Annotated in this window: 20 protein-coding genes; 9 read left to right on the forward strand and 11 right to left on the reverse strand. The window is 25.5% G+C overall.

Going from position 1 to position 23,020, the window contains the following annotated elements; genetic code table 11:
- Window positions 1–83 precede the first annotated feature (83 nt).
- Window positions 84–1,157 (forward strand): DNA alkylation repair protein, encoded by a 1,074-nt coding sequence (locus tag CRU91_RS06410; protein ID WP_113894396.1) that lies wholly within the window; start codon window positions 84–86, stop codon window positions 1,155–1,157.
- Here CRU91_RS06410 and CRU91_RS06415 read toward each other — a convergent pair whose 3' ends face one another.
- The gene (locus tag CRU91_RS06415) at window positions 1,158–1,745 is read right to left on the reverse strand and encodes a YceI family protein (protein ID WP_113894397.1); all 588 of its coding nucleotides are present in this window, start codon (window positions 1,743–1,745) and stop codon (window positions 1,158–1,160) included. It abuts the gene before it with no gap.
- A 134-nt stretch (window positions 1,746–1,879) separates the two neighbouring features.
- Between CRU91_RS06415 and ybaK the strand changes: the two genes are divergently transcribed.
- Together ybaK and CRU91_RS06425 are read left to right on the forward strand one after the other, a co-directional pair.
- The gene (gene ybaK / locus CRU91_RS06420) at window positions 1,880–2,347 is read left to right on the forward strand and encodes a Cys-tRNA(Pro) deacylase (RefSeq protein WP_113894398.1); all 468 of its coding nucleotides are present in this window, start codon (window positions 1,880–1,882) and stop codon (window positions 2,345–2,347) included.
- 18 nt (window positions 2,348–2,365) lie between these two features.
- A complete protein-coding gene (locus CRU91_RS06425) occupies window positions 2,366–2,563 on the forward strand; it encodes a hypothetical protein (protein WP_113894399.1) in 198 nt (65 codons plus the stop codon).
- Window positions 2,564–2,586: 23 nt separating this feature from the next.
- On the opposite strand, the gene CRU91_RS06430 is transcribed toward CRU91_RS06425, so the two are convergent.
- Window positions 2,587–3,483, reverse strand: a complete 897-nt coding sequence (locus CRU91_RS06430) for a DMT family transporter (RefSeq protein ID WP_113894400.1) — start codon at window positions 3,481–3,483, stop codon at window positions 2,587–2,589.
- 55 nt (window positions 3,484–3,538) lie between these two features.
- Complete coding sequence (locus tag CRU91_RS06435; protein WP_113894401.1) at window positions 3,539–3,973, reverse strand: globin domain-containing protein; 435 nt, start codon at window positions 3,971–3,973, stop codon at window positions 3,539–3,541.
- Window positions 3,974–4,080: 107 nt separating this feature from the next.
- Between CRU91_RS06435 and CRU91_RS06440 the strand changes: the two genes are divergently transcribed.
- The 5 genes from CRU91_RS06440 (at window position 4,081) to CRU91_RS06460 (ending at window position 9,908) form a co-directional block, all read left to right on the forward strand.
- Window positions 4,081–4,677, forward strand: a complete 597-nt coding sequence (locus tag CRU91_RS06440) for a paraquat-inducible protein A (protein ID WP_113894402.1) — start codon at window positions 4,081–4,083, stop codon at window positions 4,675–4,677.
- Window positions 4,678–5,262 carry a paraquat-inducible protein A gene (locus CRU91_RS06445; RefSeq protein ID WP_113894403.1) on the forward strand — a complete coding sequence of 195 codons (585 nt, stop codon included), beginning with the start codon at window positions 4,678–4,680 and terminating at the stop codon, window positions 5,260–5,262. It abuts the gene before it with no gap.
- Window positions 5,252–7,897 carry an MlaD family protein gene (locus CRU91_RS06450; RefSeq protein WP_113894404.1) on the forward strand — a complete coding sequence of 882 codons (2,646 nt, stop codon included), beginning with the start codon at window positions 5,252–5,254 and terminating at the stop codon, window positions 7,895–7,897. Before CRU91_RS06445 ends, CRU91_RS06450 begins: the two co-directional genes overlap by 11 nt.
- 94 nt (window positions 7,898–7,991) lie before the next feature.
- A complete protein-coding gene (locus CRU91_RS06455; protein WP_222718412.1) occupies window positions 7,992–9,407 on the forward strand; it encodes a catalase in 1,416 nt (471 codons plus the stop codon).
- A gap of 9 nt (window positions 9,408–9,416) precedes the next feature.
- Window positions 9,417–9,908 carry an ankyrin repeat domain-containing protein gene (locus CRU91_RS06460; protein ID WP_113894406.1) on the forward strand — a complete coding sequence of 164 codons (492 nt, stop codon included), beginning with the start codon at window positions 9,417–9,419 and terminating at the stop codon, window positions 9,906–9,908.
- 20 nt (window positions 9,909–9,928) lie between these two features.
- Here the strand turns inward: CRU91_RS06460 and CRU91_RS06465 are convergent, their stop codons facing one another.
- The 4 genes from CRU91_RS06465 to CRU91_RS06480 form a co-directional block, all read right to left on the reverse strand.
- Entirely contained in the window at window positions 9,929–10,294 is a 366-nt protein-coding gene (locus tag CRU91_RS06465; protein ID WP_113894407.1) for a YgiW/YdeI family stress tolerance OB fold protein, read from the reverse strand.
- 65 nt (window positions 10,295–10,359) lie between these two features.
- A complete protein-coding gene (locus tag CRU91_RS06470) occupies window positions 10,360–11,694 on the reverse strand; it encodes an ATP-binding protein (RefSeq protein ID WP_113894408.1) in 1,335 nt (444 codons plus the stop codon).
- A complete protein-coding gene (locus tag CRU91_RS06475) occupies window positions 11,691–12,353 on the reverse strand; it encodes a response regulator (protein ID WP_113894409.1) in 663 nt (220 codons plus the stop codon). Before CRU91_RS06475 ends, CRU91_RS06470 begins: the two co-directional genes overlap by 4 nt.
- Window positions 12,354–12,475: 122 nt before the next feature.
- Window positions 12,476–14,563 carry a TonB-dependent receptor gene (locus CRU91_RS06480; RefSeq protein ID WP_113894410.1) on the reverse strand — a complete coding sequence of 696 codons (2,088 nt, stop codon included), beginning with the start codon at window positions 14,561–14,563 and terminating at the stop codon, window positions 12,476–12,478.
- Between the two features lie 110 nt (window positions 14,564–14,673).
- On the opposite strand from CRU91_RS06480, the gene CRU91_RS06485 reads away from it, so the two are divergent.
- On the forward strand, window positions 14,674–15,621 hold the full coding sequence (locus CRU91_RS06485; RefSeq protein WP_113894411.1) for a helix-turn-helix domain-containing protein: 948 nt from the start codon (window positions 14,674–14,676) through the stop codon (window positions 15,619–15,621).
- Window positions 15,622–15,631: 10 nt separating this feature from the next.
- Here the strand turns inward: CRU91_RS06485 and ciaB are convergent, their stop codons facing one another.
- From ciaB to aqpZ, 4 genes are all read right to left on the reverse strand, one after another.
- Window positions 15,632–17,515, reverse strand: a complete 1,884-nt coding sequence (gene ciaB / locus CRU91_RS06490; RefSeq protein ID WP_113894412.1) for an invasion protein CiaB — start codon at window positions 17,513–17,515, stop codon at window positions 15,632–15,634.
- A gap of 57 nt (window positions 17,516–17,572) precedes the next feature.
- On the reverse strand, window positions 17,573–21,043 hold the full coding sequence (locus CRU91_RS06495) for a response regulator (protein ID WP_113894413.1): 3,471 nt from the start codon (window positions 21,041–21,043) through the stop codon (window positions 17,573–17,575).
- A 4-nt stretch (window positions 21,044–21,047) separates the two neighbouring features.
- Window positions 21,048–21,959, reverse strand: a complete 912-nt coding sequence (locus CRU91_RS06500) for a GGDEF domain-containing response regulator (RefSeq protein WP_235826965.1) — start codon at window positions 21,957–21,959, stop codon at window positions 21,048–21,050.
- A gap of 135 nt (window positions 21,960–22,094) precedes the next feature.
- The gene (aqpZ, locus tag CRU91_RS06505) at window positions 22,095–22,793 is read right to left on the reverse strand and encodes an aquaporin Z (RefSeq protein WP_113894414.1); all 699 of its coding nucleotides are present in this window, start codon (window positions 22,791–22,793) and stop codon (window positions 22,095–22,097) included.
- Between the last annotated feature and the right edge of the window lie 227 nt (window positions 22,794–23,020).

The following is a 23,020-nucleotide window of genomic DNA, read 5'->3' on the forward strand; positions in this document are numbered from 1 at the left end:
TAATAATAGAGTATAGCAAAAGTATGATAAAATAATTTGATATATTTTTAAAGAAAAACTTATACAAAGGAATATTATATAAAATGGCAGAACTTCTAAAAGATCTATATTCAAAAGAGTTTATTGAAAAATTGACAGATAAATTTTTAAATGTTTATCCAAAATTTGAAAAAGAAAAATTTATAAATACTATTTTTGATTCTTCTTGGGCAAATTTAGAGTTAAAGGCTAGAATGAGATATATAGCTATAACTTTAGATAAATTTTTACCCTTTTCATATAAAGAGCAAATTGATATTTTAAAAGAGGTTAAAAAAGATTTCTTTGGACTTGAAGCTATGATTTTTCAAGATTTTGTTGAAATTTTTGGGCTTGATGATTTTGAAACTTCTATAAAAGCTTTAGAAGCTTTTACTATAAAATCAAGTAGTGAATTTGCTATAAGGCAATTTATACTTAAATATGAAGATGAAACTATGACTCAAATGAAGCTTTGGGCAAAATCACAAGATGAAGATATACGACGATTGTCAAGTGAAGGATGTCGTCCTAGACTTCCATGGGCTATTGCTTTACCAAAATTTAAAAAAAATCCTAAAAAAGTATTTGAAATAATAGAACTTCTAAAAAATGATTCTTCAAAATATGTTCAAAAAAGTGTAGCAAATAATTTAAATGATATATCAAAAGATAATCCATCTTTAGTTATAGAATTTTTGCAGAAAAATCTTGGAATTTCAAAAGATTTAGATTGGATTTGTAAACATGGAAGTAGAACAATGCTAAAAAATGGTAATAAAGAAGTATTGAAACTTTTTGGTTTTGATAAAGTAAAAAATATAGAAATTTCAAATTTATATTGTGAAGAAAGTGTAAAAATAGGAGATTATCTAAATTTTTCATTTGAACTTATATCAAAAGAGAAATTGGAAAATGTAAGAGTAGAATATATAATAGACTATTTAAAACAAAACAACAAATACAGTAAAAAAATATTTATGATATCTCAAATTAATTTTTCTGATAAATCAAAAAAATTTATAAAAAAGCATAGTTTTAAAGATATGACTACACGAAAACATATAAAAGGAATTCATAGTTTAAGTATAGTCATAAATGGAGAAAAACTTATCGAAAAATCTTTTTTAGTAAATTAATTATTTACAACTAGCTGGAACTTGGAAGTTTACATCAATTTCACTCCAAGATTTACCATGGTGAAAACTTTTTGCAATAGCACTAAGTTGTTTCCAAGCTTTATCAACACCAAAAGCTAAAATATCTAATTTACCAGTAGCTTTGATAGTATCACCTTCAGTTTTATATGAGAAAGGAATAACTTTTGATACGCCATTCATAGTAAATTCAACATCCATAGAAGAAGCTTCTACTTTTACGATTTTAACATCAACTTTCCCTGCATCTTTTTCAAATAGTTTAAAGAAACTATTTTTTATATTGTTATCTCGAACTGTCGCCATAGCTGCTGGCCATTGTGCTTTAAGATTGCTCATATCTGCATGAGTATCAATAGACATAGCATCTATATTTAATGTTGCATTTAGTAATTTCTCACTTGGAAAATTGCTAGTAGCAGTTTTAAAAGTATTTTTAGTAACTACATAAGATTTATCTTCTGCACCATAAAAAGTAAAGTCATATTTAAGTTTGTCAGAGCAAACACCAGCATATAATGAACTTGTCATTAACATAAGACCTAAAGTTGAAACAACTGTTTTTTTCATTTAATATCCTTATTTAAAATAATTTTCAATTTTAGCAAATGAAAAATAATAATAACATTAATCAGTATTGTAGAATTTTATGAATTTATTAAGTTTTTTATATAATTCTATAAATTTAATGATAAAGGGATGTTTTGACACCAGCAATTAATCTTTTAAAAAAACATAAATATGATTTTAAAATACATAAATACGACCATGATCCAGCTTGTACAAATTTTGGTGATGAAGCTGTAGAAAAATTGGGTTTAGATTCAAAACAAGTATATAAAACTTTACTTGTTGAATTAAGCCCAAAAGAGTTAGTTGTTTGTGTATTACCTGTTTGTAATCAATTGAGTCTTAAAGAAGTTGCTACAATATTTGGAGCTAAGAAATCTTCTATGGCTTCAAGAGATGAAGCACAAAAAGTAACTGGATATTTACTAGGAGGTATTTCTCCTTTGGGTCAAAAAAAACTTTTAAGAACAGTTTTAGATGAGACAGTAAAGAATTTTTCAACAATTTTTATAAGTGGTGGAAAAAGAGGACTTGATATAGAAGTTAAACCAAAAGATTTAGAAGTTCTTTTAAAAGCAAAAATAGGTAAAATTACTGCATAACGATAAAAGGAGTATATTATGTCAAAAAACAAAGGTGAACCAACTTTAGAAAAAATAGATGATTATAATGGAAATGAATCAAAACAAAAAAGAAATACTGTAAGATTGATTGTTATATTACTTGTATTATTTGGAGCAGCTTTATATTATTTAAAACAACCAGTTCTTGATCAAGCTGTTGAAATTCAAGAAAAAACACAAATACCATCAAAATAAAAAGCTAGAATTAGCTTTTTATTTTATATTTTTTTTATTTTAAACTTTCTCTCAATTAAATCTTTTGCTATTATTAAAGTAACTCCAAATAAAATTAAAACTATTCCTATACTTAAATATATTGTTAGTTGTTCATTAAATATCGTAACACCTATTACAACAGCAGTTAGTGGTTCTAATGCTCCCAAAATTGAAGCAGGAGTTGAACCTATATAATTTATAGCTTTTATTAAAAAAATCAAAGATATTATAGTTGGAACGATAGCTAAGAATATAGAAAAAAACCACATATTGATTGTTGTTAAACTTTGTATTGAATATTTTTCATCAAAAAATGAATATGCAAGAATTGTCAATGTACAAAATAGCATAGAGTAAAATGTAAGTTTCATAGCAGGAATTTTTAATGCTTTATTTACAATAACTATATAAATTGCATAGCATAAAGATGAAATAGCTACCAAACCAATACCTACAAAATCTAAATTATCTCCGCTTGATTCACATAGCATTACAACTCCTAAAAATGCAATAAATATCGATAAAATAGTAATTATTGAGATTTTTTCTTTAAACATTATACTCATAATAATAGCTACGAAAATAGGGTAAATAAATAAGATAGTTGAAGCAAGCCCAGCATCCATATATAAAAAACTTCCAAATAAACATAGAGCTGAAACACCAAAAAGTGATCCAATAAGAGCTAAAAAATATAACTCCTTTTTTGTAATATAAAATGATTTTTTTTGGAAAATCATCAAAATTCCTAAGATGATAACTGCAAATAAAAATCTATAAAAAACAACAGAACTTACATTTAAGCCCTCTTGATATAAATATAAAGCACCTAAGGGATTCATACCATAAGCAATAGCTGAGATAATCGCGAAAATTACACCTTGAAATTGAATACTCATTTTAAACATCCATAATTTTTCGCGATTGTATCTCAAATTGCCTTATTTTGGCTTGTTAATCCTGAGGAGTATTTATCATCCAAATTGAGAAAACATCTATATAGTTCCAAAAAGATTGTTTCAATTCATCTTCAAGTTCAAGATTTTCTAAAACTTGTTTATAACTATCTAACCAAACAAGTCTAGCTTTTGGTGTTATTTTAAATGGTTGATGTCGTCCAACCATCATTGGGGCACCTCTATTTTGATTAAAATAATCAGGTCCTCCACAGATTTGTATAAAAAAATCAGCAGAGTGTTGTTTTGCTAATGCAAAAGCTTCATCATCTTGAGGAAACATATCTTTTATTTGGCTTGTTCTTAAAATATCATAGTGATTTGATACAAGTTGTCTTAAACCATCTTCTTGTAAAACTTCTAAAAATCTTGGACTTGGTTTTGTAACTGGTGGTCTTACACCAAACTGTGCTTGAGTTATATTGTAATTCATTTTTTAACCTTTATAATATATAAAATTTTGGTTCCTATAATACTTACATTATAGTTAAAAAATGTTTACTATGTTAAAATAATGGCGATTTTTATTTTAGGATTTTTATGGATAAAAGATTGGATAGCATTGAAGAGTGTTATAGTTGTGGCTTATTTATTAAAAAAGAAAACAAAACAAACTTAAATCAAAGATGCCCTAGATGTAATACTAAATTATCAGTAGATAAAGAGATATCTTATGACTCTTTGTATTATGCTATTAGTGCTTTATTGTTATTTATTATTTTAAATATTTATCCGATAATTACTTTGGATATTGCACAAAAAGAACTTGAAACAACTCTGATTGGAGCTGTAATTACTTTGATAGAACAAGAGTTTTTACTTATTGGTTTGGTTGTTTTTTTTACTATTTTATTTGCACCTGTTTTAAACTCTTTTATCATCATTTTTGTATATGTTCAACAAAAATTAAAACTAAATATTGTTTCTAAAACTATACTGTATGATAGTTTTTATTTTTTTAAGCATTGGGGATTTATTGAAGTTTTTATTATAAGTATTATTGTAACTTATATAAAACTAATAGGAATGGTATCAACAACAAAATTTGATATAGGATTTTATGTTATGTTGGTATATATTTTTTGTTTTTATATGTCAAATAAAAAATTTAATGCAAAAAATATTTTTGGAGATTAGATGGTTTTAATTTCATGTAAAAACTGTCATAAAATTTATGAAAAAGAAAATTACAAAGAGTTTACTTGTAATAGATGCAATCATAAAGTTACAAAAAGAGTGCCAAACTCTTTTCAAATATCTTTTGCTTTACTTATTTGTGCAATGCTTTTATATATTCCAGCTATGATTTATCCTATGATGGAAATAACTCAACTAGGAGTTAATGTTCAAAGTACAATTTTAGAAGGGGTTATTAGCTTTTTAGAAATGAAGAGTTATTTTATAGCTATTGTAATATTTACTGCGAGTGTTGTAATACCTTTGATAAAACTTGTTGGATTATTTGTAATTTTTATATCTTTAAAAATAAACATAAAAATGGAAAATAAAACAAAAATTATAATGTATAAGTTTATAGAAGCAATTGGAAAATGGTCAATGATAGATATTTATGTAGTTGCTATTTTATCTTCTATTGTTCAACTTGATGAAATTTTTAATATAAAAGGTGGTTTAGCTGCAACATCTTTTGGATTGATGGTTATTTTAACAATGATAGCAGCAAATAAATTTGATACAAGGATAATTTGGGATGGAAAATGATTTAGAAAAAGTAGTAGTTTATCAGCCAAAATTAGATAAAAAGAATAGGGCTTCATTTATATGGGTTTTACCTTTAATAGTTCTTGGTATTTTAGTTTGGATTGCTTATGAATCTTACTCTAAAAAAGGAACAAATATAGTTGTTTATTTCAAAAGTGCAGAAGGTTTAAAAGAGAATGTTACACCTTTAGAATATAAAGGTTTACAACTTGGAAAAGTTACAAAGATAACTATGCATGATGATTTAAAAAGTGTAAGTGTTAATATATTGGTAAATAGTGATGCTGAAAAATATGTGGCAAATGAAGGTTCAAAATTTTGGATAAAAAAACCAACAGTATCTTTAACAAAAATTTCTGGATTAAGTACACTAATAAGTGGTTATAAAATAGAGTTAGCACCAACATTTACAACTCCTGAAGAGTTATCAAAAGTTAAACCAAAATGGTATTTTGAAGGTTTAGATTTTCAGCCCGATGATGAGTTTGATGAAAATGGTTACTATATAACACTTCTTTCAAATGACAAAGATAATGTAGATATAGGAACACCAATTTTTTATAATAAATACCAAATTGGGGAAATAGTAGCAAAAGAGTTTAAAGATGAACAACTTTTTGTAGTTTCACATATTTATGATAAATATAGATATTTAGTAAATAAAAGCTCAAAATTTGTTATGAATGAAGCTTTAAAAGTAAATTATGGAGCTGGAGGTTTAAATATTGAAGTTGGCTCTTTTTATTCAGCACTAATTGGTGGGATTACAGTTATAACATCACAAAAGCAGGGTGATGAAATATCAAAAGATGAGGTTCAAATTTTATATGCTCAAAAAGACGATTTAAAAGATAAACACTATTTTAATATAGACTTTTATGAAGCAACAATAGACAATCACACTCCTATTTTATTTAAAGGAATTGAGATAGGAAAAATAACTTCTATCAAATTAAATAAAGATATTTTAGAAACGAAGGCTTTTGTTTATGAAAATTATAAATATCTTTTAACTAAAAATAGCAGATTTTTTGTCGAAGAACCTACAATCTCTTTTGGAGGTATAAAAAATCTTGGAAATATTATAAAAGGAAATTTTATATCTTTAGATTATAAAGAGGGAGAATTTAGTGATAAATTTATGGCAGTAAATAAAAAAGAGTTGAACAAAAGTCTTAGTACAATAAAAATTGATTTAATTGTAGATAGTCTTAACTCAATTACTGAAAGATCAAAAATATATTATAAGAGTATTGAAGTTGGAAGAGTGGATAGTTACTCTTTAACAAACGATTATAAAAATGTAAAAATATCTATTTTAATAGATGAAAAATATAAAAACTTGATACATGATAAAACACTATTTTATGATATGAGTTCAAAACTTGTACAGATGAAAAACTTAAATTTAGATATAAATTATAGTGGAATGGAAGGAATATTCAATGGTTCTATTGGGATTTTATCAACAACTAATGATAAAAATAAACTAACAAAAAAAGAGTTCAAACTATATAGTAAATATGAAGATGTTGTAAGATTAAAAAGGATGGAAAATAGTGGTTTTACAGTTTTCACAGAGTTTGATAATAGTTTTAAATTGGCTAAAGATATGGCAGTTATTTATAAAAATCAAGAGATAGGATTTGTAAAAGATATAAAATTTGATGATAGATTATCAAAAGTAGAACTATTTATATATGAAGATTATAGAAAATTTATCATAAATAGCAGTAGATTTTATAAAAAAAGTGCAATTGATGTAAAAGCAAGTTTAAGTGGAGTGGATTTGTCTATTGATACTTTTAGCTCCTTGATAGATGGCTCTATTTATCTTGATAATAGTTCAAAAACTCCTTTAGGAAATCATGAAATTTATGCAAGTGAAGATGATATGAATAGTACTACAAATAGTGTTTTAATAATATTTGATGATGTTGAAGGTATTCAAGAAAATTTTTCAAAACTTACATATAAAGGTGTAAATATTGGAAAAGTTAAAAAAGTATCTTTAAATAAAAACAGACAAGTTGAAGTTGAAGCTATAATCTATAATGATTTTTCAAGTTTTGCTAAAAAAGGAACAATGTTTTATCTTAAAAAACCACGAATTTCATTTCAAGAAATATCAAATGTTGGTGCAACTATAATGGGTGTAAATATTGGAGTTATAAAAGGTGAAGGTGACTTTAAAAGAGTATTTACAGGCTTTGATAAAGAACCATCAATAAGGCATTCTCATCTTGGAACAGTTTTTAAAGTAGAAGATTTAACAGCATCTAGTGTAAGTGTTGATTCTCCAGTTTATTATAAAAATGTACAAATTGGAAAGGTTTTAAAAGTAGATTTAAGTACAGATGGTTCAAGAGTTGTAATAGATTGTTTAATAGACAATAAATATACAAAATTAATAAGAAAGAACTCACAATTTTATGACATAAGTGGTTTTGAAATGGAGTTTTCTATATTTAGTGGTGCAAAAGTAGAATCAAATACTTTTACAAGTATTATAAAAGGTGGTTTAGTTGTTGTAACTCCTTATGAATATAACGAAATTGCACAAGAAAATGATATATTTATTTTAAATAAAACTTTAAGAGAAGATTGGAAAACTATAAGTCCAAGTATAAAATAATTTTAAGCAAAAATTAATATTTAAACATATACAATACTTTTATCAAAGGATAATTTTTATCCTTTAAATAAAGGAGGATAGATTGAAAAAAATAATGACAACAACAGCTGGAAATCCAATTTCGGATAATCAAAACTCACTAACAGCAGGTGAAAGAGGACCAGTTTTATTACAAGATTATCAACTAATTCAGAAATTAGCTCATCAAAATAGAGAGAGAATTCCTGAAAGAGTTGTTCATGCAAAGGGAAGTGGAGCTTTTGGAGAGCTTGAAATAACTGAAGATATATCAAAATATACAAAAGCAAAAGTTTTACAAAAAGGTGAAAAAACAAAACTTCTTTTAAGATTTTCAACAGTTGCAGGAGAAAAAGGTGCTGCTGATGCTGAAAGAGATGTAAGAGGATTTGCACTTAAGTTTTATACAAGAGAAGGAAATTGGGATTTAGTTGGAAATAATACACCAGTATTTTTTGTAAGAGATGCTTATAAATTTCCTGATTTTATCCATACACAAAAAAGAGATCCACAAACAAACTTAAGAAGTAATACCGCAATGTGGGATTTTTGGAGTTTAAGTCCTGAAAGTTTACATCAAGTAACGATTTTGATGTCAGATAGAGGACTACCAAAATCATATAGAAATGTAAATGGATATGGTTCACACACATATAGTTTAATAAATTCTAGGAATGAGAGATTCTGGGTTAAATTCCACTTTAAAACTCTTCAAGGAATAGAAACTATTACAAATAAAGAAGCAGCACAAATTGTTGGTCAAGATAGAGAGTCAAATCAGAGAGATTTATTTGAAAATATCGAAAAAGGAAATTTCCCAAAATGGAGTTTTGAAATTCAAATAATGAGTGAAGAACAAGCAAAAGCCTGTAATTTTAATCCATTTGATTTAACAAAAGTTTGGCCACATGCTGATTATCCGATGATAAAAGTTGGAACTATGACTTTAAATGAAAATCCACAAAACTATTTTGCACAAGTTGAACAAGCTTCATTTAGCCCATCAAATATAGTTCCAGGAATTGGTTTTTCTCCTGATAAAATGTTACAAGCTAGGATTTTCTCATATCCAGATGCACAAAGATATAGAGTTGGGACACATTATGAAATGTTGCCTGTAAATAGACCAATAGTTGAAGTAAATACATATAATCTTGATGGAAGTATGAATTTTCAAGTAAAAGAGCCAACAAAAGCATTTTATGAACCAAATAGTTTTGATGGAGCAGTTGAAGATAGTAGCTTCTTAGAGCCTGATTTAGAAGTTGGAGATATAGCTAAAAGATATAATCATAGAGATGGAAATGATGATTTTTCACAACCAAGAGCTCTGTTTTTGCTTATGAGTGATAATCAAAAAGAACAACTATTTAGCAATATTAAAGATGCAATGGATGGAGTTCCTAGAAATATTGTTGATAGACAAATTGCACTTTTTGAACAAATTCATAGCGATTATGCAAGCGGTGTTAAAAAAGCTTTAGGAATATAAGGAAAAATAATGGAAGTTTCACAAGAAGAGCAAAAACGATATGAAGAGTTACAAATTTTGGCACTTGATTTTGCAAGACAAGGTAAAACTCAAGATTTAGAACTTATGTTAGAGTCTGGAATGGCAGTGAATCTAACTGATCATAAAGGAAATACTCTTTTAATGTTAGCTTCTTATAATGGAAACTTTGACACAGTACAAATGCTTTTAGATTTTAAAGCAGACGTAGATAGAAAAAATGATAAAGGACAAACTCCACTTGCTGGTGTTTGTTTCAAAGGGTATTTAGATATTGTAAAATTACTTGTAAATGCTGGAGCAAATATGCATGAAAATAATGGAATGGGTACAACTCCACTGATGTTTGCTAGTATGTTTGGAAATACACAAATTGTAGTGTATTTAAATGAACAAGACAAATCTAAAAGCTTTAAATCATATTTATATTTTGTTTTTGCAAAGTTTATTGGAATATTTAAAAAAAAAGAGTTAAGAAATTAACTCTTTTTAATTTATAAAATTTATTTTTTTACAACACTATCAACATCTATTTCAAGTGAGTTCCAATCTTTATCAACTTCACCATAGATTGTAACACTATCTTTTGGAGATACTTGAACACCTTTCCAATCATCATGGTCTATTTCTATTGTAATATCGCCTGTTTGGTCACGAAATAGATATTTATCTTTTCCTAAATGTTCTACAATATTTCCTTCTAGTACAACAGGCATATCATCTTTAAATGTTTTTGCTTCTTCTACTGTTGTTTTTGAAATACTAGGACCAGTAAATCCACCTTGTTGATTTTGTGTTGTGCTTACAAATTCAGCAAAAACTGTTGTTGAAGCCAACAATAAACTTGATAATATAAAACTTTTTTTCATTTTGTTAATCCTTTTTATTTTAATATTGTAATTAAAACAAATAACTATTAGTAAAATATTAATTTTTACCAAGAAATAATAGATTTAAATCCATTTGGAGATATATTTTCAAATTTTAAGTGTAAGTTATGAATTTTGGCAATTTGTGTAACAATAGAAAATCCAAGACCACTTCCTAGTTGTTTTTCTTGAATATCTCTTACAAATCTTTCTCCAATATTTTTTAAAATTTCTTCTTTTACTCCTTTACCATTATCTGAGATATAGATTTTATTTTTTTGTAGATTTATATCTATTTTTGTACCAATATCATTATACTTTATAGCATTATCGAGTAAATTTATAATAAGTAAAGATAATACAAACGACTCACCTTTTAGATCCTTTATATTTTTTTCATAAGTAAAATTAATCTCTATATTTTTATCTTTTGCTTTATGTTCAAGTTCATTTATACTTGAGTTTATAATCTCAATCCAATTTATATAAGAGATATTTTCTAGCTCTTTTATAGACTCAATTTTTGAAAGTGCTAAAAGTTGCTCAATCATTCTTGTAGCACGATTTACACCAATATCTATATTATTTAGTGATTTTAAAAGTTGTTCTTTATCATCAAAAGATAGTTTTGCAACTTCTGTTTGGATTTTAATAGCACTAAGTGGAGTTTTAAGTTCATGAGATGCATTTGAAGTAAATCGTCTCTCTTTTTCTATCATATTGCTTGTTTTTAAAAATAGTGAATTTAGAGCTTTTACAACTGGTTTTAACTCTTTTGTAGTATTTTCATCTAACAAAGAGCTATCATTTGGATTTCTTAATCTTAAATTTTTTGATATATTGTTTAAAGGTTTTAGCTCTTTTGTTATTAAAAATATGATAAAAATAGCTAAAAAAGGTAGTATAAAAAGCCAAGGATAAATCAAATCTTCAACTATATCGAATATCAAATCATCAACAAACTCTTTTTCTTGGGCAACTACAACTACAAATTTTTTATCACTACTCAACATCCAAATAGTTCTAAATTTTTTATTCTTTTCAATAAATATTCCATCTGAATTATTTAAAACTTCACTATTAAATTTGAAATCTTTACTATCTTCCCCATCTGTATATATCATAGTTCCATTTAATGAAAATATTGAAAAAGTTAAAGCATCATCATCAACAGAGATAAATTTTTCTACATTATCAATATCGTGATTTAAATAGTTTTGAAAAATATCTATGTTTGAGTTTGAAATTTTTTTTGCAAAATGAAAAAGTTCTGTGTTAAAGAATTCAATTAAAGTTTTTTTTGTTTGATAAATTGTTATAGAACTTACAACAAAAGATGTAACTGCAAATAAAAAAAGTAGAATAATGGCAAGTCGTAATCTTAAACTTAAATTCTTCATTTTGGCTCTTCTAGTTTATATCCAGTACCATAAACTGTTTTTATATATTCATTACCAACTTTTTTTCTAATAGAGTGTATAAAAACATCAAGTGTATTAGAGTTTATCTCTTTGTCAAAATCATAAAGCTTTTCAGAAATTATTTCTCTACTTAAAACCACTCCTTTGTTTAGCATAAATAGTTCAAGAATTTTTATCTCTTTTATTGTAAGTTCGACTTCTATATCATCCTTTAACACTTTTTGTTCTGCTATATAAAGTTTTATATCTCCAACTTCTATAAATTGTGAAACTTCTTTATAATTTCTTCTTATCAAAGCACTAACTCTTGCATGTAATTCAGCTAAAGAAAAAGGCTTACACAAATAGTCATCTGCTCCTTTGTTTAGCCCTTCAACTCTTTGATTTATTGCATCTCTTGCTGTTAATATAATCACGGGAGTTTTTATCTTATTCTCTCTCCAAAACTTTAAAATATCAAGCCCATCAATATTTGGAAGAGTTAAATCTAGTATTACAGCATCATAATTTGCCATCATTAAAGCATCTTTTCCATCAAATCCATCTTCAAACCAATCTATGATAAAGCCAAATTTTTTGAAACCAGTAACAATTCCATCACCAATTAAATAATCATCTTCAATAAGTAAAATTTTCATAAGAAATCTTTTTAGTAGTTTTGAAATTTATAGCAAAAAAATATTAGTAAAAGATTAAGAGTTTGTTAAAAATAAAGATTGTTCTAAATTATGGGCTTTAAAATAGCCCATAATTTATATCTTTAGAATGAGTATTTTACTCCAATACCTGTAAATCTTCCTTCACCAAATGTTATTAAATTTCCAGTAGGCATTTGAGTTGATGTTGTTAAATAACTTTCATCAGTTATATTCTTCATATAAGCATAAACATCCAAATCATCAAACATATAACCTATTTTTATATTAGCTGTTGTATATGAATTTTCTTTTAAAGTATTTGCAGCATCAAAATATTTTCTACCTTGATTAAAAATATCAAATCTCCCATAAATGCCATTTTGATTTTGATATGATATTCCTAAATTAAAATTATGAGAAGGAGTATTTTCTATAGTATTATCTTTATTATTTGAGTTAATATATTCATCATATTCCGCTTTAACTAGTCCTAAAGAAGAATCTATTGACCAGTTGTCATTAAATAAATATTTTGTTTCTAATTCTAAACCTTGTGAAGTTGCTTTTCCACCATTTGACGTTGTCATTCTCATCCCATCAAAATTAAAAATATGAATATCATCAATGTCCATATAAAAAATTGAAGCAGATAAATTTAACTTATTATCCAACAAATAACTTTTTAATCCTAACTCATAATTAATAGATTCTTGAGCATCAAATTTATTATTATCTATTGTTCCACTATCTGCATAATAATTAAATCCTCCAGGTAAATAACCTTTTGATATACTTAAAAAAGAAGTTAAATTATCATTTATTTTATAAGATAATGCAAATTTTGGTAAAAAAGTTTTCCATGTATTTTCAGCATCAAGTTCATAAACTGGTGCAACATTTGAGCCTATTGGATTAAAAAAATAGTTTAAGTCTATATCTTTTTTAATTCTTTGATATCTAGCTCCTAAAGTTAAATCAATATCTTCTACAATAGGAATTATCATTTGACCAAAAGCTGCTAATGTTTGACTAGAAGTTTGTGAAACATAATTTGTATAAATATTATCTGTTCCAAAAATATTTCCATATAAATAAGCTGGATATTCAGAACCATATTTTTTATTATTAAACTTGTCTTTTTCATAATATAATCCAGTTAGCCATTTGATATTAGAATTATCTTTATTTTGTAGTCTTAATTCTTGTGTAAAGTTTTTTAGTTGTGTATCTGCAAAAATATTTAGATTATCATTTGCTCCATTATTTGACCAATCAAAATCGTAGTTAAAATTAATGTCTGTTTTTGAATTAGTTGTTGTAGAAGATAAAATATAATTGTCAAAATCATATGTTAAATTTAATGCTTGTGAATTGTTTTTTGTATCATTATAAGAATCTGTTTCAAAATTTGTATTTTTAAAATCTTTTCTTTTATAGTCATTTATGTTAGTTGAAGGGATTATTCCACCTTCAATAAAATATTTTTTATCTTTACTATTAAAAATACTAATTTTTGAAGATAACCTATCAGTTGGTTTATATATAACATTAAAGTTTAATTTATGTATTTTTTCATCATTTGCATCATTGTCCTGTGCCGAGTTATGATTTGTTATCCAACCATCATCTTTTGAAACTAAACCATTTGTATTTATATATAATTTATCTTTTATTATTGGTACATTTACATTAAATTTACCTTCCATATAGTCATTTGAACCATACTCAGTAGAGACAAATCCTTCTAAATTGTCTGATTGTTTAGTTACTATATTTATAACTCCACCAATACTATCTTTTCCATATATAGTTCCTTGTGGTCCTCTTAAAACTTCTATTCTTTCAACGTTTGTTAGTGAAGTATCATAACCAAAACGATTACTATGAGGAATACCATCTATATAAATAACTACAGGATTTGTTGCTGTGAACAATGATGTATTTATACCCCTAAAATTAACTTGTTCATAATATAAATTTGAAGATGATAAATTTGGAATCTCTTTTATTACATCTGAGATTCTTTTTATTCCTTTTAATTCTATTTCTTCTTCGTCAATTACAGTAATACTTTGAGGAACATTTTTTATATTCTCTTCCATTTTATTTGCACTAACTGTAATATCTTCAAGCACTGTTGTTTCATTTGCGAATAGTATTGAGCTTGCAAATATTGAACAAAAAATTACTTTATTTGTTTTATTTTTCATTTCTTTTCCTTTAACAAGTTTTTAATAAGCTTGTATTATAATGATAAGAAATATTGACTTCAAGAAGTAATTTATTATTTTAGAATTACTTTTTATTAATAAGGAATTAAATGTCTTATAATTTTACATTAAATGATATGGAAGCTTATAAATTTTCTTCAAATAAAAATGATATTATAGTTACTTTTCCAAAAGAGATAGGTTTTATATCTACTTTAAAATATAAAATTACAGAGGATATTTTATTATTAAAAACAAAAATTCTAACTAGTGAAAAAATACTGTTACATGCTAATTCAAAAATTAAAGGATTAGTTATAAATATTGTACTTGATGGAGAGAACAATATAATAGATAATAACTTTAAAAGGGAAGAAAATTTTAAAAAAAACAGTTCTTGTATAAAATATATGAATGAGTATGATACAACAACAATTTTAGATAAAAATTCAAATTCTTTGGGAATAATAATAGAAGATAAGTTTTTAGAAAAGAATTTTAATGATATTTTTGATTTAAACTCTTTTGAAAATTTTCCAAGTGTAACTTTAAAAAATCAAATTTCAAAAAATATAAATCTAGCAAAAGAGCTTTTTAATTCTCCTTTTGAAGGTAAGTTACATGATATTTATCTTCAAAGTAAAGTCTTTGAGATAATTTATAATGAATTTAGTGAAATTATGAATCATAAAATTTACAATGATGATAAAAAAGTAAAACTAAATCAAGATGATATTGAAGCTTTGTACAAAGCAAAAGATATTATTTTAACAAGTCAAGAGTTTCCTGATTTAGTAACTTTATCTAAAAAAGTTGCTTTAAATCAGTTTAAACTTAAATATGGATTTAGACAACTTTTTAATACAAGTCCTGGAAATATGATACTTGAGCAAAAAATGATTTATGCAAAACAGTTACTTGAAACAAGCGAATTTTCTATTTCTGAGATTTCAAACTTTGTAGGATACAAATATCAATCTAATTTTACAAATGCTTTTATTAAGTTTTTTGGCGTTTTACCAAAAGATATTATGGTACAAAGAAAGTATTACTATTAAGTAATACTTTTTATTTTATATAGTTTTCTTTTTTATCAACACTATCTAACTCTTGTCCTATTTCTTGATATCTTTTAAAGTAGTATGTTACAAATAAGTTTATGTTTTCATCATTTGGCATAAAGTATTTTTCTTTTTTTGTTGCATAACGATTTAAAAAAGCTGTTGCATCAAGTTTTTCTAAATAGTGTTTTGCTAAAGCTGTATAGTTTTCTATATACCAAGCTTTTAAAGCTTCAAATTTTTTATCATTTATATCAATATTTAATTTTTTCTTTTCATTATCCCAAGATAAAACACCACTTTCAAAAAGCCCACAAAGATGTATCAATCCTTCACAATAATATGGTTGAACTTCATCAACTTCCATCCAACCAACAAGTCCAACACTTCTTTTAACTAAATCAATTAAAACTTGCTCTTTTAGATGTTTTTCATCATTTTCATCATCAAGTAAATATGAGATTAATCCACCTGTTGTTGCTTTGAACTCTTCAATATTTTTGAAGTTTCCAGTTTTATTCATAACACTTTCAGTCTCTTCATCACACCATAAAATATGTCCATATTCATGCCCAATAGTGCTTATATCATAAACTTGATGCCAAGAAGCAGTTTCATTAAATAAAAATGTTCTATCACGAGTAAGTAACTCTTGACCAAAGATTTCACGCGAAAGTTTTAAAAATGGTTTTGCACGGCTACTTTGAAGTATCTCATCACTAAAGGCAAATATTTTTTTACCTTCTTCTAAACTTACCACTTCATCATTTGGTACAACTTGAGCTGAAAAAAGCCCATTTAATTCTGCTCCAAAAAATAGTGCAGGTCGTCCTACATAAAGTTGAACTTTATCTAAAGATGCAAAGCTAAAATCATATATTTTTTTATAGTTTTCGCAAGGAGCAAAACTACTATAAATTTTACTAAATGCTGATTTTATTTTATTTACTCTATGGTCATTTTGAGCAAATTTTGGATTTGTAAGTCTTATATCCCACTCCAAAGCAACGGCTTTTCTAAAGTGGTCTTCGTAGTATTCTAAAGGATGTCCTATTTGAATTGGAGTTTTTATTTTCATCCAAGCTCTATCTACATCTGCCCATTTTGAAACTAATTCATTTGTTCTATCTTCACTAAAAGCTTTAATAAGTGCTTGAATATATAAAACATAATCCCATTTTTGGTTGTATATTTCATCTTCAAGTTCTATTAGTTTATCTGCAAACTCTTCAAGTGCATCAACTACTTCAGTTGTCTCTTTTTTGAAAGCTTTTATATATGCTTGAGATTTATACTTTTCACCATTTTTTACAAGTGCTGAATAACATCTATCAGCAGTTATTCCACCATGTCCTAAATCAAAAAGTTTTTCATCTTCAAGATATTTCATAATATTTGCTTCATCACCATCAAATTTTGCAACTAACTCTTTATTTATACCATTTATGATGTGTGCTGTCCAAGAAGTTTGCCAAGAACTCATCTGAAGTCCAACATTATAAACTCCTATAAAAACTTCTCTATAAAAAGGCGTTAAAAGTGAATTTTGTACGATAAAATCTATAAATTTTGTATGAATATCATGCCAATAATCTTTTACAAAAGAGTATGCTTTTTCTTGTAAGTTTATGATTTCAATTTCTGTTTTATCAAGCTTTTTTAAAACTTGAACTAAACTATCATCTCTTAAGTTTACAAGTCTAGTTACAAGAGCAAATCTTAAATCATCTTTCATTTCAAGATTTAAAGATTTTGCAAAATCATCAATAAGTCCTAGTTTATCAAACTCTTCATTTTCTAAAAATTTTATTAGTTCATTTGTTTTTGTTTTTTGGTCATTTAAAAAATTATATATTTTTTGTAAATCATTTAAAAATTGTTCTTTTATCATAAAATTTAATCCTTATTTTTTCTAAGATTGTATTTTATCAAAATAGAACTTTTACTTTTAATCTAATTTATTTAAAATATTCAAAGCTTCACTATATTCAAAATCATCAATATTCTCTTTTAGCTTTTCTATATCTTCATTATTTAAAATATTTTTTAAATTTGTATATAGAGTATCCAAACTATTTTTACTTATAATACTTCCATCTTGCAAATCTTTTTTAATTGAAGTTAGTAATTCTTTAAATTCTTTTTCATTTAATAGATTTGTATTTTCATCTTTTGACTTATTTACTTTTTCATTTAAGTTTTTAAGATTTATCTTTATTTTTGCTAGTTCTTCTTCTAGTATTTCAATATCTAAAGAAGTTAAGGCACTATTATTTTTATATTTACTATCTATTTTTTGGCAAATTTTAAAAAGTGCAGTTGCTCCTAAATTTCCACTTACTCCTTTTAATCCATGTATCATATTAGGAGCTTTTTTATCATTTTGTTTAATTTTTTCAACAATATCAATAAACTCTTCATTTAATTGTTCTAAAAACTTTATCAATAGCTTATTTATCAACTCTTTGCTACTTAGAGTTTTTTCTAAAAATTCCATATCTAAAGTAATATTTGATGACTCTTTTGTTTTTGTTTGTATAAGAGTTTTTTGTGTAACTTTTTTTGCATGTTTTATAATAGTATTATATAACTCATCACTATTTATAGGCTTTCCTAAATGGTCATTCATACCAACTTCTAGCACTTTTTCTTTATCTTCAATCATCGCAGCAGCTGTTAAGGCAACTATTGGAATCTTTTTATCAAATTTCCTGATTTGTATTGTTGCATCATAGCCACTTAAGATTGGCATTTGTAAATCCATCAAAATTAAATCATATTTTCCTTGATTTTTTTTGTACTCTTCAACTGCTTCTAAACCATTGTTTGCGATGCTTACTTCAATGCCTGCTTTTTGTAAGAACATTGAAGCTACTTCTTGATTTATCTCATTATCTTCAACAAGTAATATTTTTAAACCAAAAAGATTTGGACACTCTTTGCTAACATCAATAGGAGATTTTTTTACTATTCCTTTTTTTGCCATAGCTAAAGCATCAAAAAGTGTTGAGTTTGTAATAGGTTTTGATAAGAAACTATCAATAGAAATATCATCTAAATTAATCTCTTCTTTTGAATATGCTGAAACCATCAAAATAGATGGAATATTTTTTTGAATTATTTTATTTGTATGAAGTTCATATATTTTTTTTATTGCTTCTTTTCCATTAAGTCTTGGCATATTCCAATCCATAAGAATAAAGTCAAAAGGTTCATTTTCTAAATCAGCTTTTTTTACCATCTCGACAGCTTCTATCCCATCTTTGGCTTCAAAAGTAACATAACCAAAATTCTCTAGCATATCTTTTAAAATAATTCGTGAAATCTCTTGATCATCAACTATTAATATTTTAAATTTTTTATCGTTTAATTGATTCTCTTTTTCCCATGTTAAAACTTCAACTTCTAATATAAAACTAAATTCTGCTCCTTCTCCTTTTTTACTTTGAAGTTCTATTTTACTATCCATTGATTCTATGATTCTTTGAGATATTGTAAGCCCCAATCCTGTACCACCATATTTTCTTGTAATTGAATTATCAGCTTGTTCAAAAGGTTTGAATAGATTATAAATCTCTTCGTTGTTCATTCCTACGCCAGTATCTTTTACACTAAATTTTAGTTTAGCACGAGTATTTGACATTTTTTCAATAAGTTCTATTTTTAAAGTAATATTTCCATTTTTTGTAAATTTTAAAGCATTACTTAAGAAGTTTGTTAAAACTTGAATTATTCTTAGTTTATCTCCTAAAATAACTTTTGGAGTACCTGTTTTATTGAAAAAATAGAGTTCTAAATTCTTATGTGTAGAATTTTGTGCAAAAATAATTTTTAATTGAGATAATATATTGTCTAAAGAAAAAGCTTGAATTTGTAAATCAAAATTTCCAGTTTCGATTTTTGAAAAATCTAAAATATCACTAATAATTCCTAAAAGCATTTTTGAAGATGTATTTATTTTTGAGATTAGATCATACTGCTTTTCATCTAGTTGAGTATCTAACATCAACTCACTCAAGCCTATTACTGCATTCATAGGAGTTCTCATCTCATGGCTCATATTTGCCAAAAATTGATTTTTTGATTCATTTGCTTTTAATAAAGCCTTTTCATTTTCAAGTTCTTGAGTAATATCTTCAAAAGTAGATACAAACTCATTTTCATTGAAAACCTTATCTTCTACTAAATTTACAAATACTTTAAAAATATAATATTTATCCTCTTTTTTTATTTTTGCTAGATGAGTTTTATTTGGATTATTTAAAATATATTCAACCCAAGTAATCTCTCCCATTTTTTCTTGTAAAAACCCAGATTCATCTACAAAGTGATCACAAATACATTTGTACTGTTTTTTAAATTCATTTATAGATTTAAATTTAAAGAAATTTAAAAAAGTATTATTTACTTGAATTAACTCTTTTCCATTATTTGTTACTATTACCATACTATTTGAAGAGTTTAGTATCTTTTCTGCTCTATTTTTTTGTATAGAAATTTGTTTGTAAAAAGTATTAAATACATAAAGAATCAACAAAAATATACATAGGATTGTAATCAAAGATATTAAAAACAGTTTTTTTAGAGTATTTTCAAAATCTGTATAATATGATGTTAAATCATGTAAAAATATAAAACTTCCTAAAAATTCATTATTAAAAGAGTTTATATTAAAAAATTGTAAAGTTAAATGTTTTTTATCATATACAATATCTTTAGTTGTTTTTTCATTTTTAAAATCCTTTATATATTCTAAAAAATTAAAATCAATCAATGATGAAGAAGTTATGATTTGATTTATTTGATCTGCATAAAAAACACCTTGAATATTATTGAAAAAAGTTATTGTATCTAGTATTTTTCTTAAAGAAATCCCTATCTCAAAAGCACCTATAAAATCGCTATTTTCATCAAATAAAGGAACTATAACTCTGTATGACAAGCCTGTTGTTCCCATTTCAAAACCACTTAGAGTTGTTTTTTTAGTAAATACTTCTTTTATCATATATCTTTTTTCTAAGATATTATCTCCTGATAAATCTAATTTATGTAAACGAAGTAAATTTGTACCATCTTTAAAAAAAAAGTTCATTTGTCTGATATAAGGGTCTTTTGTCAAAAGGATATTGTATTTATCAATAGTTAGTTTTTCTAATTTATCTTTATTTTGTTCTTTTACTGCTGTTATAACTTTTTTGTCTTCTAATATTTTGTTACTAAGTTCATAAGAGTAATCTTTTAAATGTTTTTCTATATTTTTATAAAAAGAGTTATTTATTTTTTTTATTTGTTCTTTTTTTTCGCTATTTAATTTTTGTTTTTGAAAATCATAAAATATATAAAATAAAGCACTAAATGAACAAATGAATAAAGATATTATAAGAAATAAAAATTTGTATTTGAAATATTTTTCATTCAAAATACTAAACCTCCGTTATTAAGAAATTGTTTCTACCACTATTTTTTACTTTATATAGAGCTTCATCAGCTTTTACTAAAAGTTCGAGTCGCATAATATCAAAATTTGAAGAATAATAAGAAATTCCAATACTAACTGTTATAAATTTTTCTACTTTTGAAAAATTATGAGTGATTTTTAAATCTCTTACTGCTTGTAAAAGGTTGTTTGCAACTGTTTTTAAACCTTCTTTATTTATATCTTTTAAAACTATTATAAACTCTTCTCCTCCATAACGTGCTACTAAATCAGAAGGTCTTTTTATAGTGGATTGTAAAGCAAATGCTACTTTTTTTAAAGCTTCATCACCTTTGCCATGTCCATAGTTGTCATTGTATAATTTAAAAAAATCTATATCTATCATCAAAACGGCTAAAGTAGATTTTTCTCTTTTTGTTTCAAGAAAAATTTTTTCAAAAGCTTCATCAAAAAATCTTCTATTTCGTATATTTGTCAAACCATCATACATTGATAATTGTTCTAGCAAATCAGTTTTTAGTTTAAGATTGATATGATTTTTTAACCTTAGTTTTACAATAGCTTTATTGAAAGGTTTTGTAATATAATCAATAGCTCCAAGGTTCAAGGCAAATTCTTCATCTTCTTCACTATTTTTTGCTGTAACAAATACAATAGGAAGATTTTTTGTTTTACTGTTATTTTTTAGTTTTTTACAAACTTCATATCCATTTATATCTGGCATTTCAATATCTAAAAGAACCAAATCTATTTTATTTGGAGCATCTAATATTTCTAGTGCTTTTGTGCCACCTTTAGCAATTTTTATTTCGTATTCATCTTGTAATAAATCAGATAGTAATAGTAAGTTTGTTGTCATATCATCGACAATAAGTATTGTAGGCTTTTTATAATCCAAATAGTTTCCTTGCAAAATAAGTTAATATCTTATCTTATCTTATCTTGCAATTAAAATACCGTTTTGAATATAATTTATAAATTAATTATTATTTTTTTAATGCAATAGTTCAACCCCAAAGTAGGGATTGAATTTTTAGTTTTCTTTTGTTTCAAAAAATTTATATACAATTCCAGCAATAATTGCACCAACTATTGGAGCAAGCCAAAATAACCACAATTGATCAATAGCCCAAGAACCTTGGAATATTGCAACAGCAGTACTTCTAGCAGGATTTACTGAAGTGTTTGAAACAGGAATTGTGATTAAGTGGATTAAAGTTAAAGCAAGACCAATAGCAATAGGAGCAAATCCAGATGGAGCTCTTTTATTTGTTGAACCTAAGATAATCATTAAAAACATAAAAGTCATAACTACTTCAGCTATTAAAACAGAAACTAAACTAAATCCATTTGGTGAGTGTTCTGCATATCCATTTGAAGCGAAACCAGCAGTTACATCAAAACCAGCTTTTCCACTAGCAATTAGATATAAAATAAATGCTCCAGCAATACCACCTAAAACTTGTGAAATAATATATGGAATAAGCTCTTTTGAACTAAATCTTCCACCCATAAAAAGCCCAACAGAAACTGCTGGATTTAAGTGACAACCAGAAATATGTCCTATTGCATAAGCCATAGTTAAAACTGTAAGACCAAATGCAAGTGAAACTCCTACAAATCCAATACCAAGTTCTGGATAACCTGCTGCTAATACAGCACTTCCACAACCACCAAGCACGAGCCAAAATGTACCTATAAATTCTGCTAATAGTTTTTTTGATAAACTCATAATATATAAACTCCTAAAATAATTTTTTAAATTATACAATAAAAAACTAAATTAATTATTATATTGGATAAAGAGATGAAATTATATCTGTTAGTGATATTTCAAGAAGTTTTTCAACTATTTTAAATGGTATTGATAATAAATCAAAAGAAAAATTTGCAATATCAAAAAACAATAAACAATAAACTTAAAGCTGTAATACTTAATATTGAAGAGCAAGAAAGACT

Origin of the sequence: Aliarcobacter vitoriensis (assembly GCF_003316695.1) — a bacterium.
In the GTDB taxonomy this organism is placed as follows: domain Bacteria; phylum Campylobacterota; class Campylobacteria; order Campylobacterales; family Arcobacteraceae; genus Aliarcobacter; species Aliarcobacter vitoriensis.

Bases quoted from the DNA above. Each gene is read 5' to 3' on its own strand.
- CRU91_RS06455 (WP_222718412.1), top strand. From the start codon at position 7,992: ATGACAACAACAGCTGGAAATCCAATTTCGGATAATCAAAACTCACTA.
- CRU91_RS06415 (WP_113894397.1), bottom strand. From the start codon at position 1,745: ATGAAAAAAACAGTTGTTTCAACTTTAGGTCTTATGTTAATGACAAGT.
- CRU91_RS06440 (WP_113894402.1), top strand. From the start codon at position 4,081: ATGGATAAAAGATTGGATAGCATTGAAGAGTGTTATAGTTGTGGCTTA.
- CRU91_RS06445 (WP_113894403.1), top strand. From the start codon at position 4,678: ATGGTTTTAATTTCATGTAAAAACTGTCATAAAATTTATGAAAAAGAA.
- aqpZ (WP_113894414.1), bottom strand. From the start codon at position 22,793: ATGAGTTTATCAAAAAAACTATTAGCAGAATTTATAGGTACATTTTGG.
- CRU91_RS06485 (WP_113894411.1), top strand. From the start codon at position 14,674: ATGTCTTATAATTTTACATTAAATGATATGGAAGCTTATAAATTTTCT.
- CRU91_RS06425 (WP_113894399.1), top strand. From the start codon at position 2,366: ATGTCAAAAAACAAAGGTGAACCAACTTTAGAAAAAATAGATGATTAT.
- CRU91_RS06430 (WP_113894400.1), bottom strand. From the start codon at position 3,483: ATGAGTATTCAATTTCAAGGTGTAATTTTCGCGATTATCTCAGCTATT.
- CRU91_RS06410 (WP_113894396.1), top strand. From the start codon at position 84: ATGGCAGAACTTCTAAAAGATCTATATTCAAAAGAGTTTATTGAAAAA.
- CRU91_RS06470 (WP_113894408.1), bottom strand. From the start codon at position 11,694: ATGAAGAATTTAAGTTTAAGATTACGACTTGCCATTATTCTACTTTTT.
- CRU91_RS06435 (WP_113894401.1), bottom strand. From the start codon at position 3,973: ATGAATTACAATATAACTCAAGCACAGTTTGGTGTAAGACCACCAGTT.
- CRU91_RS06480 (WP_113894410.1), bottom strand. From the start codon at position 14,563: ATGAAAAATAAAACAAATAAAGTAATTTTTTGTTCAATATTTGCAAGC.
- ciaB (WP_113894412.1), bottom strand. From the start codon at position 17,515: ATGATAAAAGAACAATTTTTAAATGATTTACAAAAAATATATAATTTT.
- CRU91_RS06465 (WP_113894407.1), bottom strand. From the start codon at position 10,294: ATGAAAAAAAGTTTTATATTATCAAGTTTATTGTTGGCTTCAACAACA.
- CRU91_RS06460 (WP_113894406.1), top strand. From the start codon at position 9,417: ATGGAAGTTTCACAAGAAGAGCAAAAACGATATGAAGAGTTACAAATT.
- CRU91_RS06475 (WP_113894409.1), bottom strand. From the start codon at position 12,353: ATGAAAATTTTACTTATTGAAGATGATTATTTAATTGGTGATGGAATT.
- CRU91_RS06450 (WP_113894404.1), top strand. From the start codon at position 5,252: ATGGAAAATGATTTAGAAAAAGTAGTAGTTTATCAGCCAAAATTAGAT.